Annotated in this window: 14 protein-coding genes and 5 tRNA genes; 17 read left to right on the plus strand and 2 right to left on the minus strand. The window is 61.0% G+C overall.

The window, feature by feature from the left end; genetic code table 11:
• Positions 1-64 precede the first annotated feature (64 nt).
• The 15 genes from PRJ_RS07530 to PRJ_RS07600 all read left to right on the plus strand — a co-directional run bounded on the left by PRJ_RS07530 (position 65) and on the right by PRJ_RS07600 (position 13,215).
• Positions 65-1,285, plus strand: a complete 1,221-nt coding sequence (locus PRJ_RS07530; protein ID WP_064493124.1) for an aspartate aminotransferase family protein — start codon at positions 65-67, stop codon at positions 1,283-1,285.
• A 147-nt stretch (positions 1,286-1,432) separates the two neighbouring features.
• Positions 1,433-2,452, plus strand: coding sequence for an arginine/ornithine succinyltransferase subunit alpha (aruF, locus tag PRJ_RS07535; protein WP_010955177.1), 1,020 nt, complete (start codon positions 1,433-1,435; stop codon positions 2,450-2,452).
• Positions 2,453-2,530: 78 nt separating this feature from the next.
• A complete protein-coding gene (gene astA / locus PRJ_RS07540; protein WP_003254513.1) occupies positions 2,531-3,559 on the plus strand; it encodes an arginine N-succinyltransferase in 1,029 nt (342 codons plus the stop codon).
• On the plus strand, positions 3,560-5,023 hold the full coding sequence (gene astD, locus PRJ_RS07545) for a succinylglutamate-semialdehyde dehydrogenase (protein ID WP_104961032.1): 1,464 nt from the start codon (positions 3,560-3,562) through the stop codon (positions 5,021-5,023).
• A gap of 23 nt (positions 5,024-5,046) precedes the next feature.
• Positions 5,047-6,396, plus strand: a complete 1,350-nt coding sequence (gene astB / locus PRJ_RS07550; RefSeq protein WP_104961033.1) for an N-succinylarginine dihydrolase — start codon at positions 5,047-5,049, stop codon at positions 6,394-6,396.
• Positions 6,397-6,410: 14 nt separating this feature from the next.
• Positions 6,411-6,701: a topoisomerase II gene (locus tag PRJ_RS07555; RefSeq protein WP_003254508.1), complete on the plus strand. Its 291-nt coding sequence runs from the start codon at positions 6,411-6,413 to the stop codon at positions 6,699-6,701.
• A 10-nt stretch (positions 6,702-6,711) separates the two neighbouring features.
• Positions 6,712-7,719, plus strand: a complete 1,008-nt coding sequence (gene astE, locus PRJ_RS07560) for a succinylglutamate desuccinylase (protein ID WP_010955173.1) — start codon at positions 6,712-6,714, stop codon at positions 7,717-7,719.
• Between the two features lie 384 nt (positions 7,720-8,103).
• Complete coding sequence (gene alaS, locus PRJ_RS07565; protein WP_147429959.1) at positions 8,104-10,728, plus strand: alanine--tRNA ligase; 2,625 nt, start codon at positions 8,104-8,106, stop codon at positions 10,726-10,728.
• A 102-nt stretch (positions 10,729-10,830) separates the two neighbouring features.
• The gene (locus PRJ_RS07570; protein WP_003254504.1) at positions 10,831-12,066 is read left to right on the plus strand and encodes an aspartate kinase; all 1,236 of its coding nucleotides are present in this window, start codon (positions 10,831-10,833) and stop codon (positions 12,064-12,066) included.
• Between the two features lie 166 nt (positions 12,067-12,232).
• Positions 12,233-12,421, plus strand: a complete 189-nt coding sequence (gene csrA / locus PRJ_RS07575) for a carbon storage regulator CsrA (protein WP_003254503.1) — start codon at positions 12,233-12,235, stop codon at positions 12,419-12,421.
• Positions 12,422-12,493: 72 nt separating this feature from the next.
• Positions 12,494-12,584: transfer RNA gene (locus tag PRJ_RS07580), tRNA-Ser, on the plus strand.
• A 106-nt stretch (positions 12,585-12,690) separates the two neighbouring features.
• Positions 12,691-12,767 (plus strand) — tRNA-Arg (locus PRJ_RS07585).
• 71 nt (positions 12,768-12,838) lie between these two features.
• Positions 12,839-12,915 (plus strand) — tRNA-Arg (locus PRJ_RS07590).
• Between the two features lie 74 nt (positions 12,916-12,989).
• Positions 12,990-13,066, plus strand: a tRNA-Arg gene (locus tag PRJ_RS07595).
• A 72-nt stretch (positions 13,067-13,138) separates the two neighbouring features.
• A tRNA-Arg gene (locus PRJ_RS07600) sits at positions 13,139-13,215 on the plus strand.
• Between the two features lie 20 nt (positions 13,216-13,235).
• Here PRJ_RS07600 and PRJ_RS29810 read toward each other — a convergent pair.
• Positions 13,236-13,418: a hypothetical protein gene (locus PRJ_RS29810; protein ID WP_147429960.1), complete on the minus strand. Its 183-nt coding sequence runs from the start codon at positions 13,416-13,418 to the stop codon at positions 13,236-13,238.
• Positions 13,419-13,611: 193 nt separating this feature from the next.
• Between PRJ_RS29810 and mgtE the strand changes: the two genes are divergently transcribed.
• Entirely contained in the window at positions 13,612-15,054 is a 1,443-nt protein-coding gene (gene mgtE / locus PRJ_RS07605) for a magnesium transporter (protein WP_003254500.1), read from the plus strand.
• Between the two features lie 107 nt (positions 15,055-15,161).
• Here mgtE and PRJ_RS07610 read toward each other — a convergent pair whose 3' ends face one another.
• Entirely contained in the window at positions 15,162-15,488 is a 327-nt protein-coding gene (locus PRJ_RS07610; RefSeq protein ID WP_003254499.1) for an Arc family DNA-binding protein, read from the minus strand.
• Positions 15,489-15,557: 69 nt separating this feature from the next.
• Here PRJ_RS07610 and PRJ_RS07615 point away from each other — a divergent pair, with 69 nt between their 5' ends.
• Positions 15,558-15,827, plus strand: a complete 270-nt coding sequence (locus PRJ_RS07615; protein ID WP_129932598.1) for a hypothetical protein — start codon at positions 15,558-15,560, stop codon at positions 15,825-15,827.
• The last annotated feature ends 4 nt before the right edge of the window (positions 15,828-15,831 follow it).

The raw sequence follows: 15,831 nt of genomic DNA on the forward strand, positions 1-15,831 counted from the left end.
CAGTCCTTACAATCCCCCCATCGCTCGCCACTTCCAGGCCAGCGTTCCTCTTCAGGAGACTCAGATGTCCGTTGAGCAAGCCCCGGTGCAACGTGCCGATTTCGACCAGGTGATGGTCCCCAACTATTCTCCGGCGGCCTTCATTCCTGTGCGAGGCGAGGGTTCCCGTGTCTGGGACCAGTCGGGTCGCGAGCTGATCGACTTTGCCGGCGGCATCGCGGTCAATGCCCTGGGCCACTGCCACCCGGCACTGGTCAAGGCCCTGACTGAACAGGCCAACACCCTCTGGCACGTCTCCAACGTGTTCACCAACGAGCCGGCCCTGCGCCTGGCCCACAAGCTGGTGGACGCCACCTTTGCCGACCGCGCGTTCTTCTGCAACTCCGGCGCCGAGTCCAACGAGGCCGCTTTCAAGCTGGCCCGTCGTGTGGCGCATGACCGCTTCGGTCCGCAAAAGCACGAAATCATCGCCACCGTGAACAGCTTCCACGGTCGCACCCTGTTTACCGTCAGCGTGGGTGGCCAGCCGAAGTACTCCGATGGCTTTGGCCCGAAGATCACCGGTATCAGCCATGTGCCGTACAACGACCTGGAAGCGTTGAAGGCACAGATTTCCGACAAGACCTGCGCCGTGGTGATCGAGCCGATCCAGGGCGAGAGCGGCGTGGTGCCGGCCGACAAGGCCTATCTGGAAGGCGCGCGCAAGCTGTGTGACGAGCACAACGCTCTGCTGATCTTCGACGAAGTGCAGACTGGCGTGGGCCGTACCGGCTCGCTGTATGCCTACCAGCACTACGGCGTGACCCCGGACATTCTGACCAGTGCCAAGAGCCTGGGCGGCGGTTTCCCGATTGGCGCCATGCTGACCACCACCGAGCTGGCCAAGCACCTGGCCGTTGGCACCCACGGCACCACCTATGGCGGCAACCCGCTGGGCTGCGCCGTTGCCTGCGCGGTGCTGGACGTGGTCAACACCCCGGAAACCCTGGCCGGTATCAAGGCTAAGCACGAGCGCTTCAAAACCCGCCTGGAACAGATCGGCCAGCAGTACAACCTGTTCAGCCAGGTGCGTGGTGTCGGCTTGCTGCTGGGCTGTGTCTTGACCGAGGCCTGGAAAGGCAAGGCCAAGGACGTGCTCAATGCTGCCGAGAAAGAAGGCGTGATGGTGCTGCAGGCCGGCCCGGACGTGGTCCGCTTCGCGCCAAGCCTGGTAGTTGAAGACGCCGACATCGACGAAGGCCTGGACCGCTTCGAACGCGCTGTGGCCACACTGACCAAAGGCTGATCCGCCAGCGGTCCTTTCGCCGGCCCTGGCGCAGCCTCAGCCCGAGGCTGAGCCGGGTCGGCGATACCCGATTCCAGTGCAGGTGCCTGGGTGCCTGCCGTTTTTCCGTGCCGACGTGAATGGCCCGTATTCCAAAGGAGTGACACCATGCTGGTGATGCGCCCCGCGCAAATGGCTGATCTGAACGACGTGCAGCGCATGGCTGCAGACAGCCCCATTGGTGTCACCTCGCTGCCGGACGACACTGCTCGTCTGGGCGACAAGATTGCCGCCTCTGAGACATCCTTCGCCGCCGAGGTCAGCTTCAACGGTGAAGAGAGTTACTTTTTCGTACTCGAAGACAGCGAAACGGGCAAGCTGGCCGGCTGCTCGGCCATCGTCGCTTCGGCCGGGTACTCCGAGCCGTTCTACAGTTTTCGTAACGAAACATTCGTGCACGCCTCACGCGAGCTGAAGATACACAACAAGATCCATGTGCTGTCGCTGTGTCACGATCTGACCGGCAACAGCCTGCTGACCAGCTTCTATGTGGCGCCGGAGCTGGTGAACAGTGGCTGGGCCGAGCTCAACTCGCGCGGCCGGCTGCTGTTCATGGCCGCGCACCCGGAGCGCTTTGCCGATTCGGTGGTCACCGAGATCGTCGGCTTCAGCGACGAGCAGGGTGAATCGCCGTTCTGGGATGCCATCGGCCGCAACTTCTTCGATCTCAACTATGCCGACGCCGAGCGCCTGTGCGGCCTGAAGAGCCGTACCTTTCTCGCCGAGCTGATGCCGCATTACCCGATCTACGTGCCGTTGTTGCCAGACCTGGCGCAGGAAGCCATGGGCCAGGTACATCCGCGGGCACAGATCACCTTCGACATACTCATGCGCGAAGGCTTCGAGACCGAGCACTACATCGACATCTTCGACGGTGGCCCGACCCTGCATGCGCGCACCTCTGGCATCCGCTCGATCGCCCAGAGCCGGGTTGTACCGGTGAAGATCGAAGAGGCCCCGGTCAAAGGCGGGCGCCCGTACCTGGTGTGCAACGGCCTGTTGCAGGACTACCGCGCGGTGTTGCTGGACCTGGACTGGGTGCCTGGCAAGCCTGTCAGCCTGAGCGTGGCAGCAGCCGACGCGCTGGGCGTGGGTGAGGGCGCCAGCGTGCGCCTGGTCGCGGTTTGAGGTCTGGCAACAGACGTTTCGGGCTTGATGCGTTAGCAGAGTTTCGCGCCGGCCGATGCCGCCGCACAAGGAGATAGCATGATCGTTCGTCCTGTACGCAGCAGCGATTTGCCTGCGTTGATCGAATTGGCACGCAGCACCGGCACCACCGGGCTGACCACGCTGCCGGCCAACGAAGAGCGCCTGGGGCATCGCGTTGGTTGGGCGGAAAAAAGCTTTCGTGGCGAAGCCGAGCGTGGCGACACCGATTACCTGTTCGTGCTGGAAAACGACGAAGGTCTGGTGGTGGGCATCAGTGCCATCGCCGGCGCCGTCGGCCTGCGTGAGCCCTGGTACAACTACCGGGTCGGCCTGACTGTCAGCGCCTCGCAGGAGCTGAAGATCTACCGCGAAATCCCGACGCTGTTCCTGGCCAACGACCTGACCGGCAATTCCGAGCTGTGCTCGCTGTTCCTGCGCAGCGACTACCGCTCGGGCCTCAATGGCCGCCTGCTGTCGCGCGCGCGCATGCTGTTCATTGCCGAGTTCCCCGAGCTGTTCGGCAAGAAGATCATTGCCGAAATGCGCGGCATGTCTGACGAGCAGGGCCGTTCGCCGTTCTGGGAAAGCCTGGGCCGGCATTTCTTCAAGATGGAGTTCAGCCAGGCCGACTATCTCACCGGCGTGGGCAACAAGTCGTTCATCGCCGAACTGATGCCCAAGTTCCCGCTGTACACCTGCTTCCTGTCCGAAGCGGCGCGCAGTGTGATCGGCCGTGTGCACAAAGACACCGAGCCGGCGCTGGCCATGCTCAAGCAGGAAGGCTTCAACTACCAGGGCTACGTCGACATCTTCGATGCCGGCCCGGCCATCGAGTGTGACACTGCCAAGATCCGCGCCGTGCGCGAGAGCCAGACCCTGGTGCTGGCGGTAGGTACGCCAGGCGATGACGCGACCCCTTTCATCATCCACAACCGCAAGCGCGACGACTGTCGCATCACTGCTGCACCTGCACGATTGGCCGCCGGCACCCTGGTGGTCGACCCGTTGACCGCCAAACGCCTGCGCATGGGCGTCGGCGACAATGTCCGCGCGGTGCCGCTGTCGGCCAGCCGGGAGGCCCAGTAAATGACCACGCATTACATCGCAGGCAATTGGCAGGCCGGCCAGGGCGAAACCCTGCAGTCGCTCAACCCGGTGACCCAGGCCGTGATATGGCAAGGGCAGGGCGCTGACGCCAGCCAGGTCGACGCCGCCGTGCAGGCCGCGCGGCAGGCCTTTCCGGCCTGGGCGCAATTGAGCCTGGAGGCACGTATCGATGTGCTGGAGAAGTTTGCCGCGCAGCTGAAAGTGCATGCCGAGGCCATGGCCCAGTGCATTGGCGAGGAAACCGGGAAGCCGCTGTGGGAATCTGCGACTGAAGTCACCAGCATGATCAACAAGGTGGCGATTTCGGTACAGAGCTACCGCGAGCGCACCGGCGAAAAGAGTGGTCCTCTGGCCGATGCCACGGCTGTTCTGCGGCACAAGCCTCACGGCGTCGTGGCGGTGTTCGGCCCTTACAACTTCCCCGGGCACCTGCCCAATGGCCATATCGTGCCGGCGCTGCTGGCAGGCAACTGCGTGGTGTTCAAGCCCAGCGAGCTGACCCCCAAGGTCGCTGAGCTTACCGTCAACTGCTGGATTGCTGCCGGCCTGCCGGCGGGTGTGCTGAACCTGGTGCAGGGCGCACGCGAAACCGGTGTGGCGCTGGCCGCCAACCCAGGTATCGATGGCCTGTTCTTCACCGGCTCGAGCCGCACCGGCAACCTGCTGCATCAACAGTTCGCAGGCCGCCCAGACAAGATTCTGGCCCTGGAAATGGGGGGTAACAACCCGCTCGTGGTGGACGAGGTCAAGGACCTCGACGCGGCGGTGTATACCATTATCCAGTCGGCGTTCATTTCCGCCGGCCAACGCTGCACCTGCGCGCGGCGCCTGCTGGTACCGCAAGGCGCCTGGGGCAATGCACTGATCGCGCGCCTGGTCGAGGTGTGCAAAACCATCACGGTGGGGGCGTTCGATGAACAGCCGGCGCCTTTCATGGGCTCGGTGATTTCGCTGCAGGCGGCTCGGGCGCTGCTTGCCGCCCAGGCCGAACTGGCTGCCAAAGGTGGCGTGAAACTGCTGGAAATGACTCAGCCACAGGCCGATGCTGCACTGCTGACTCCGGGTATTGTCGATGTCACCGCCGTGGCTGACCGCCCGGACGAAGAGTTTTTCGGCCCGCTGTTGCAGGTGATCCGCTACGCCGACTTCGATGCTGCCATCGATGAAGCCAACAACACCCAGTATGGCCTGGCCGCTGGCTTATTGTCTGATTCGCGAGCCCGCTACCAGTACTTCTGGCTGCGCAGTCGCGCGGGCATCGTCAACTGGAACAAACAGCTGACGGGGGCTGCCAGCAGCGCGCCGTTCGGTGGCGTGGGAGCCAGTGGCAACCATCGCGCCAGTGCCTATTACGCAGCCGACTACTGCGCTTACCCCGTGGCTTCGCTGGAGACCGCCAGCCTTGCCTTGCCGGCGACCCTGACGCCGGGCGTCACCCTATAACAACAGGTCACGGAGCCTAGCCGATGAAATCCTATGAAGTGAATTTTGATGGCCTGGTGGGGCCTACCCACAACTATGGCGGCCTGTCTTACGGTAACGTGGCTTCGCAGAGCAATAGCCAGCAGGCGTCCAACCCGCGTGAGGCAGCGCGCCAGGGCCTGGCGAAGATGAAAGCGCTGGCCGACATGGGCTTCAAGCAGGGTGTCCTGGCGCCACAAGAGCGCCCGGACGTGGCGGCGCTGCGCCGCCTGGGGTTCAGTGGCAGCGATGCCGAAGTTATCCAGCGCGCCGCCCGCGATGCCATGCCGTTGCTGGTGGCCAGTTGCTCGGCCTCGAGCATGTGGGTGGCCAACGCCGCGACAGTCAGCCCGAGTGCCGACACTGCTGACGGTCGCGTGCACTTCACTGCCGCCAACCTCAACTGCAAATATCACCGCAGCATTGAGCACCCGACCACCAGCCGTGTGCTGGGCGCCATGTTCAACAACGAGAAACACTTTGCCCACCACGCCGCGCTACCTGCCGTGGCACAGTTCGGTGACGAGGGCGCGGCCAACCACACGCGCTTCTGCCGCGCCTATGGCGAGGCTGGCGTGGAGTTCTTTGTCTACGGCCGCAGTGCCTTCGACAGCCGTTACCCCTCGCCACAGAAGTACCCGGCCCGACAAACCCTGGAGGCCTCGCAAGCTGTGGCCCGGCTGCACGGCCTGAGCGATGACGGTGTGGTCTACGCTCAACAGAACCCGGCGGTGATCGACCAGGGTGTGTTCCACAATGATGTGATTTCGGTGGGTAACGGCGAGGTGCTGTTCTACCACGAGGACGCGTTTCTCGAGACCGACGCGGTACTTGGGCAGCTGCGAGCTAAACTGGCCAGCAAGGGTGGCAACTTCCAGGCCATCTGCGTGCCCAGGGCAGCGGTGGCGGTGGAGGACGCGGTGCGTTCCTACCTGTTCAACAGCCAGCTGCTCAGCCGCGAAGATGGTTCGATGCTGTTGGTCGTGCCGGAAGAGTGCCGCAACAACGAGCGGGTCTGGGCCTATCTGGGCCAGCTGACCAGCCAGGGAGGCCCGGTGAAGGAGGTCAAGGTGTTCGACCTCAAGCAAAGCATGCAGAACGGCGGCGGCCCGGCCTGCCTGCGTTTGCGCGTGGCTTTGAAGGAAGCGGAGCTGGCGGCGGTCAACCAAGGCGTTATCATGACGGCCACGCTGTATGACACGCTGCTGCAGTGGGTCGACAGGCACTACCGCGATCGCCTTGGCGAAGCAGACCTGGCTGACCCGCAACTGCTGGTGGAATGCCGTACGGCACTGGACGAATTGACCCAGATCCTGAAGTTGGGCTCGGTGTATCCGTTCCAACGCCAACCTTGAAGAGAGACTCTGTAATGACCGACGCCTTGCGCCTGATCCTCGAAGATGAAGACGGCACCCAGCTGGAAACCTCCTGCACCCGCTTTGCTGTGGTCTGGCAAGGCAAGGAAGTGTGGATTCAGCAGGATGGCCGTGGCCAGTTGCTGATCGGCGTGGATGTCGAGGAAGACGACACCGAGTATGCCAACTTGCTGCTGCGCCCGATGGCCACCAACCTGGTCAGCCTGCAGCTGGAAATGGAACCGGCAGAACTTGGCGAAGACGACGATCACGTTCATGGCCCTGACTGCGGTCACCACCACTAAGGAAGCACCTATGCTCGCCCTTGGCAAATTGCTTGAGCTGACCCTCACCGATCACGAACCGGCCGAGAAGACCCAAGTGACACCCAAGGGCGCGCGTTTGCGATGGCTGGGGGAGGGCGCGCTCGAAGTGCGCCCGGCCGAAAGCGACGATTGCGGGCTGGACTTGCTGTTGTCCGCCGGCATTCATGGCAATGAAACAGCGCCGATCGAATTGCTCGAGCGGCTGCTGCACGGCGTGGCCAACGGCAAGATCAGGCCCAGGGCACGGGTGCTGTTCCTGTTCGGCAACCCGGCGGCGATCCGCAAGGGCGAGCGCTTTATCGAACAGGACATCAACCGCTTGTTCAATGGCCGCCATGAGCTGTCCAGCGGTTTCGAAGCATTGCGTGCTGCCGAGCTGGAACAGTTCGCCCGGGTGTTCTTCAGCAAACCGGGGCGCAACCGCCTGCATTACGACCTGCATACTGCCATCCGCGGTTCGAAGATCGAGCAATTCGCCTTGTACCCTTATAAAGAGGGGCGCAAGCACTCCCGTCGCGAACTGGCGCGCCTGGCGGCGGCAGGTATGGAAGCGGTGTTGCTGCAAAGCAAGTCGTCCATCACCTTCAGCGCTTTCACCTACGAGCAACTTGAGGCTGAAGCCTTCACCCTGGAGTTGGGCAAGGCCCGTCCGTTCGGCCAGAACGAGCAGGTGAACCTCGACAAGCTCGAAGAGCGGCTGATCCGCATCATCGAGGCTACCGAGCCAGAGGACGAAAGTTCGCTGGATGGCCTGCAGCTGTTCAGTGTTTCCCGCGAAATCATCAAGCACAGCGACAGCTTCCACCTGCACCTGCCGGCGGACATCGAAAACTTCTCCGAGCTGAGCAAGGGTTACCTGCTGGCTGAAGACCTGGCCGAGATGCGCTGGGTGGTCGAGGAGGAGGGTGCGCGCATCATCTTCCCCAACCCCAAGGTCAAGAACGGCTTGCGCGCCGGCATTCTGATCGTGCCGGATTCGGGGCAGCGCCTGGGGTGAGAGCGGTGTCGCCTGTTTCGCGGGTGAACCCGCTCCTACGAGATATGTGCAAGGTCTCAGTGTGGCGCCGTGCCCGTAGGAGCGGGTTTACCCGCGAAACAGGCGACACAGTTTCGGATCCTATCCTTGATGAAAACCCTTTAATTCACCGCCTGTTCCATTTTCCCCTCCCTTGAGCGGTAATTGGCTTGCCAGTGGCGAAACACAGGATTTAGCATCCGGTCATGTCGTTTTCGTTTGCATAGCCCGAAAAACCGTCCAAACGATGGCTTCTATCGTATAAACACACTGCATCGAGACTGCAGGACCGATATAATGCGGCCCTTTGCCGTCGTTTCGTCGACGCGTTTGCCCAACAGGGCCGCCGTTTCCGTGGAAGAACCTATGAAAAGCGCAGAAATCCGTGAAGCCTTCCTTCGCTTCTTCGAAGAGCAGGGACATACCCGAGTCGCCTCCAGTTCGCTGATCCCGAACAACGACCCGACCCTGCTGTTCACCAACGCAGGCATGAACCAGTTCAAGGACTGCTTCCTCGGTGCGGAGAAGCGCGCCTACACGCGTGCTGTCAGCAGCCAGAAGTGCGTGCGTGCCGGTGGCAAGCACAACGACCTGGAAAACGTCGGTTACACCGCGCGTCACCACACCTTCTTCGAAATGCTGGGCAACTTCAGCTTCGGCGACTATTTCAAGCGCGACGCCATTACCTTTGCCTGGACCTTCCTGACGTCTGAGCAGTGGCTGAACCTGCCCAAGGAAAAGCTCTGGGTCACCGTCTACGCCACCGACGACGAAGCCTACGACATCTGGACCAAGGAAGTCGGCGTGCCGGCCGAGCGCATGGTGCGCATCGGCGATAACAAGGGCGCCCCGTACGCCTCCGACAACTTCTGGACCATGGGCGATACCGGCCCGTGCGGCCCATGCACCGAGATTTTCTACGATCACGGCCCGGATATCTGGGGTGGTCCACCCGGCTCGCCAGAAGAAGACGGTGACCGCTACATCGAGATCTGGAACAACGTCTTCATGCAGTTCAACCGCACTGCCGACGGTGTGTTGCACCCGCTGCCAGCGCCGTCGGTGGACACCGGCATGGGCCTGGAGCGTGTCAGCGCCGTGCTGCAGCACGTGCATTCGAACTACGAGATCGACCTGTTCCAGAACCTGCTGGCTGCCGCAGCCAAGGCCATCGGTTGCAGCAATGACGGCCAGGCTTCGCTGAAAGTGGTCGCCGACCACATCCGTTCGTGCGGCTTCCTGATTGCCGACGGCGTGCTGCCGTCCAACGAGGGCCGTGGCTACGTGCTGCGCCGCATCATTCGCCGCGCTTGCCGTCACGGCAACAAGCTGGGCGCCAAGGGCAGCTTCTTCTACCAGATCGTTGCCGCACTGGCCGCTGAAATGGGCGAAGCCTTCCCGGAGCTGAAGAGCCAGCAAGCGCACATCGAGCGCGTGCTCAAGGCCGAAGAAGAGCAGTTCGCCAAGACCCTGGAGCAGGGCCTGCGCATCCTCGAGCAAGACCTGGCCCAGCTGAAAGGCGACGTGGTACCGGGCGACGTGGTGTTCAAGCTGTACGACACCTATGGCTTCCCGATGGACCTGACTGCCGACATCGCTCGTGAGCGTGAGCTGACCATCGACGAAGCCGGCTTCGAGCGTGAAATGGACGCCCAGCGTGAGCGCGCCCGCTCCGCCAGCGCCTTCGGCATGGATTACAACAGCCTGGTCAAGGTCGACAGCGCCACCGAGTTCCTCGGTTACGACGCCACCGAGGGCCAGGGCAAGATCATCGCCCTGTACAAGGACGGCCAATCCGTTGACCAGCTGGGTGAAGGCGAGCAGGGCGTTGTGGTGCTCGACCGCACGCCGTTCTACGCCGAGTCCGGTGGTCAGGTGGGTGATACCGGCTTCCTGCAGGCTGGCGCTGCACGCTTTGACGTGCGCGACACCACCAAGACCGGCGGTGCCTTCCTGCACCACGGCGTGGTGGCCAGCGGTGCGCTGGTGATCGGTTCGCCCGTCGAGGCCAAGGTCGATGCAGAGGTGCAGCGTGCCACCTCGCTGAACCACTCCGCCACTCACCTGCTGCACGAAGCACTGCGCCAGGTGCTGGGCGAGCATGTACAGCAGAAGGGCTCGCTGGTCGACAGCCAGCGCCTGCGTTTCGACTTCAGCCACTTCGAAGCGGTGAAGCCGGAGCAGATCAAGCAGCTGGAAGACATCGTCAACCGCGAGATTCGCAAGAACACCCCGGTTGAAACCGAACTGACCGACATCGAAACTGCCAAGGCCAAAGGCGCAATGGCGCTGTTCGGCGAGAAATACGGCGACACCGTGCGTGTGCTGAGCATGGGCGGTGATTTTTCGGTGGAATTGTGCGGCGGTATCCACGCCAAGCGCACCGGTGACATCAGCCTGTTCAAGATTATCAGCGAAGGCGGCGTAGCCTCTGGCGTGCGCCGTATCGAAGCCGTAACCGGTGCCGCTGCGCTGGCCTACCTGAACGCTGCCGAAGAGCAGGTCAAGGAAGCCGCGCAACTGGTCAAGGGTAACCGCGACAACCTGATCGACAAGCTGTCGGCTGTGCTTGAGCGCAACCGCCAGCTGGAGAAGCAGCTGGAACAGCTGCAGGCCAAGGCCGCCAGCGCCGCCGGGGACGATCTCTCCAACGCGGCTGTTGAGGTCAAGGGTGCCAAGGTCCTCGCCGCCCGCCTGGATGGGCAGGATGGCAAGGCCCTGCTGGCCCTGGTCGATCAGCTGAAGAACAAGCTCGGCCACGCAGTGATCCTGCTGGGCAGCGAGCATGAGGGCAAGGTTGTGCTGGTGGCCGGCGTGACCAAGGACCTCTCCAGCCAACTCAAGGCTGGCGATCTGATGAAACAAGCCGCTGCGGCGGTGGGTGGCAAGGGCGGCGGCCGTCCGGACATGGCCCAGGGTGGTGGCGTCGACGTCGCTGCGCTGGACCAGGCCCTGGCGCTGGCCGTGCCATTCGCAGAGCAGGGACTTTGAGATGAAGGGGTGGATGGTCCAGTGGTCACGCAGGCCACTCCCGTCCACCCCTTCATGTTGGATTGTTTTTTGGGGCCCTGTATGGGCTGAGGCACCATTGAAATGGCGTTGATCGTACAGAAATTTGGCGGCACCTCTGTCGGTTCCATCGAGCGGATCGAGCAGGTAGCCGAAAAGGTCAAGAAACACCGTGAAGCGGGCGACGACCTGGTGGTTGTGCTGTCGGCCATGAGCGGTGAAACCAATCGCCTGATCGACCTGGCCAAGCAGATCACCGATCAGCCGGTTCCTCGTGAACTGGACGTGATCGTGTCGACGGGTGAGCAGGTCACCATTGCCCTGCTGACCATGGCCTTGATCAAGCGTGGTGTGCCAGCGGTGTCCTACACCGGCAACCAGGTGCGTATTCTCACCGACAGCTCGCACAACAAGGCGCGCATTCTGCAAATCGACGACCAGAAGATTCGTGCCGACCTCAAGGAAGGCCGCGTGGTCGTGGTTGCAGGCTTCCAGGGCGTCGACGAGCACGGCAGCATCACTACCCTGGGTCGTGGTGGCTCTGATACCACCGGCGTGGCCCTGGCGGCGGCGCTGAAGGCTGATGAGTGCCAGATCTACACTGATGTTGATGGCGTCTACACCACCGACCCGCGCGTCGTGCCACAGGCTCGTCGCCTGGAGAAGATCACCTTCGAAGAGATGCTGGAAATGGCCAGCCTTGGTTCCAAGGTGCTGCAGATCCGTTCGGTGGAGTTCGCCGGCAAGTACAACGTTCCGCTGCGCGTGCTGCACAGCTTCAAGGAGGGTCCGGGTACCCTCATTACCATTGATGAAGAGGAATCCATGGAACAGCCGATCATTTCCGGTATCGCCTTCAACCGTGATGAAGCAAAGCTGACCATTCGCGGCGTGCCGGATACCCCGGGCGTGGCCTTCAAGATCCTCGGCCCGATCAGCGCTTCGAACATCGAAGTCGACATGATCGTGCAGAACGTTGCTCACGATAACACCACCGACTTCACCTTCACCGTGCACCGCAACGAGTACGAGAAGGCGCAGAGCGTGCTGGAAAACACTGCGCGCGAAATCGGCGCCCGTGAAGTGATCGGCGACACCAAGATCGCCAAGGTCTCGATCGTTGGCGTCGGCATGCGTTCGCACGCCGGTGTTGCCAGCTGCATGTTCGAAGCCCTGGCCAAGGAGAGCATCAACATCCAGATGATCTCCACTTCCGAGATCAAGGTTTCGGTGGTGCTCGAAGAGAAGTACCTGGAGCTGGCCGTACGCGCGCTGCATACCGCGTTCGATCTGGATGCTCCTGCCCGACAGGGCGAGTAAGGCGCTGCCTGGAAGGGCGCGGCTTGCCGCGCCCTTCGCGTTTCTGCTCGCCGCGCAGGTCCTGTCCTGCCTTGTGCGGCGAGTAACCGGGGCCATGGTCGTCGTCCGCGACCCGGCCCGATATCCAAGACTGTTACCCCTGAATGTTTTGCGTAAGGAGAAAGCTATGTTGATTCTGACTCGTCGGTGCGCCGAGAGCCTGATCATTGGAGACGGCGAGATCACCGTGACGGTGCTTGGCGTCAAAGGCAACCAGGTGCGTATTGGCGTGAGCGCCCCGAAAGAAGTGGCAGTTCACCGCGAGGAAATCTACCTGCGGATCAAGAAGGAGAAGGATGAAGAGCCAAGCCTTTAATTTTTTTGAAGTTTTTTTCAAAAAAAGGGTTGCAAAGGTGAAAGAGGTTCTTTAATATTCGCCTCGTGTTGCGGTGAGGTGGCCGAGTGGCCGAAGGCGCTCCCCTGCTAAGGGAGTATACCTCATAAGGGTATCGGGGGTTCGAATCCCCCCTTCACCGCCATTATTTGCGTAGGGCGCTGTAAGCGGTAGGAACGCTAAGTAGTTGTTTTATAACGAAAAGCTTCTTGCAATAATGTTTAAGCGACCTATAATGCGCGGCAAGACACGGACTCATAGCTCAGCTGGATAGAGTACTCGGCTACGAACCGAGCGGTCGCAGGTTCGAATCCTGCTGAGTCCGCCACTTTTGAAGTGGCTTTGTTTGCAAGGCTGCTTCAATCAACCAGCGGTATCTGGTCTAAAACTGCCAATCGTGGACTCATAGCTCAGCTGGATAGAGTACTCGGCTACGAACCGAGCGGTCGCAGGTTCGAATCCTGCTGAGTCCGCCACTTTCTTGAAGTGGTTCTGCTTGCAAAGCCATTTCAGTCAACCAGCGGTAATCTGGTTTAAAACTGCCAATCGCGGACTCATAGCTCAGCTGGATAGAGTACTCGGCTACGAACCGAGCGGTCGCAGGTTCGAATCCTGCTGAGTCCGCCACTTTTTGAAGTGGTTCTGCTTGCAAAGCCATTTCAGTCAACCAGTGGTAATCTGGTCTAAAACTACCACCACGGACTCATAGCTCAGCTGGATAGAGTACTCGGCTACGAACCGAGCGGTCGCAGGTTCGAATCCTGCTGAGTCCGCCATACCCCATCAAAAAGCCCGCTCAATAGAGCGGGCTTTTTGTTTGTGCGCCAATGAATTCTTGAGCCTCTCGATCTACGCTCTTCTGTAATGATTGCGGTGTAGTCTTGAGCCGCTGAGCGGCCTCAAAAATCAAATGTGCTTTCCCATCCACAACAATCGTCGCACTGATAGCTTCGAGCGTTGTCCCAGCTTTATCACGCAAACGATTGTTCTGGCCAAAAATTTAAGCGATCTGACAGCTTTAGCAGTGTATGATTGCGCCCGTCAGCCCCGCCGGGGCTTGTGGAAAACCACCATGGACTTACCCAGTAGTTACTCGCTAACACGATTCATACAGAAAGATCTGACCGATTGATTCCCTCGGCGTGCTCCGCTGCTGGGAGTGGAGTTCGCCTATGACCGAAGTAGAAGTTAAAAAAGCGCAAGAAAGCCTGCAGGATCGCCTGGCCCAGGTGGTCGAACTGCTGCAGCGCCAGCGCATGGTCGAAGACCTGACCCATCGCCAGGAAGGCGCGCACAACGACCTGGTGGAAAACCTGGTCCACCGCCAGAACCTCGTTGAGCTGCAGCGCAAGCTCGATGACCTGCACCCCGCCGACATCGCCTACATCCTCGAAGCCTTGCCCCTGGAAGATCGCCTGACGGTCTGGCAGCTGGTGCGCTCGGAGCGCGATGGCGACATCCTGCTGGAAGTTTCCGATTCGGTTCGCCAATCGCTGATCGCCGACATGGACGATCACGAGCTGCTGGCTGCCGCCAAGGAGATGGACGCCGACGAACTGGCCGACCTCGCCCCAGAGCTGCCGCGTGACGTTGTTCACGAGCTGATGGAAACCCTCGATGCCCAGCAACGCGAGCGGGTGCGTTCGGCGCTGAGCTACGACGAGGAGCAGGTCGGTGCGCTGATGGACTTCGAGATGGTCACCATCCGCGAAGACGTCAGCCTGGAAGTGGTGCTGCGCTACCTGCGCCGCCTGAAAGAACTGCCGAACCACACCGACAAATTGTTCGTGGTCGATTACGACGGCATCCTCAAGGGGGTATTGCCGATCAAGCGCCTGCTGGTCAACGACCCGGAGAAGAAGGTGGCGGAGGTCATGGCGACCGACCCTGTCTCCTTCCAGCCCGAGGAAGATGCCTACGATGCAGCGCAGGCTTTCGAGCGTTATGACCTGGTATCCGCCCCGGTGGTGGACAAGAGTGAACGCCTGATCGGCCGTCTGACCATCGACGAAATGGTTGACCTGATCCGTGAGGAAAGCGAGAGCGAAGTCCTCAACATGGCGGGTCTGCGTGAAGAGGAAGATATTTTCGCCTCGGTCTGGCGTTCGTTCCGCAACCGTTGGGCGTGGCTGGCAATCAACCTGATTACCGCGTTCGTTGCTTCGCGAGTGATCGGGTTGTTCGAAGGTTCGATTGAAAAGCTGGTGGCGTTGGCTGCGTTGATGCCGATCGTTGCGGGTATTGGTGGTAACTCTGGTAACCAGACCATTACCATGATCGTCCGCGCCATGGCCCTGGACCAAGTGTCGCCAGGCAATACCAGCCGCTTGATGCGCAAGGAGTTGGCGGTGTCGCTGATCAACGGCCTGGTTTGGGGCGGCGTGATTGGTGCGGTGGCTTTCTGGCTGTATGGCAGCTGGTCGCTGGGGGTGGTGATGACCGCGGCGATGACCTTGAACTTGTTATTGGCGGCGCTGATGGGCGTGCTGATCCCGATGACCTTGGCCCGCTTGGGGCGCGACCCTGCGATGGGGGCGAGTGTGATGATCACTGCTGTGACCGACAGCGGTGGTTTCTTCATCTTCCTTGGGCTGGCCACGTTGTTCCTGTTGTAAGCCAATCCTCCCTGCGGGAACAATCCCGCAGGGAAATGGCCTTGCTGCCAGTCAGACGCCCACAAAAAAGCCAGCTTACGCTGGCTTTCTCGTGTTCGCTGCAGCCCTCAGGAGGCGTCTGCGGCCATTTCCACATCGTGAGCGATGAGGGCGACCAGGGCGTTCTGCTGGCGATGGGACAGTTGGCGGAAACGCTGCAGCAACTCGCGCTCATGCAGGGACAGTTCAGGGCTGTCCAGGCGCATGCTCAGTTCGTCACCCAGCGCACCTTCCTGGATAAGGCTCTGTTCCAGGCGTGCAATGATCTCGGAGTTCATGCTGCGGTGGTGGTTGCGTGCTACCTCGGCAATGCGCTCACGCATTCCGTCAGGCAGGCGGACGACGAACTTGTCAGCAGTGCGGCTCGAATAAATAGCCTGTTTCATTGGGCGCATATAAATTGACCAGAGTTTGGTTCAGGGGAAGCGGTTCTCAAATTGGCCGCACGGGATGGAAGTACGACCGTGGCGACGACAAAATGTTCAACCGCCAGTGAAAAATGGATGCTCATCTTGCCTCATGGTCGCCGTTTGCTTGGCGTCAATTATGTGACAAATAGTGATCCGGATAAAGGCTTTATGCCAGTACCAATTATCAGAAATGAGCACTGGTTTGAAAAGTTTTACATGCTCTGGCTAGCCTGGCCGTCAGTCTTTTGCCGTCAACAATCGGTAAAACGCAGAAAAATGCCCAGAAAAGCCCTAGAATGCGCCGGTTCCCTCCATAGAGCATAGTGGC

It is taken from the genome of Pseudomonas sp. XWY-1 (genome assembly GCF_002953115.1).
GTDB classification, from domain to species: domain Bacteria; phylum Pseudomonadota; class Gammaproteobacteria; order Pseudomonadales; family Pseudomonadaceae; genus Aquipseudomonas; species Aquipseudomonas alloputida.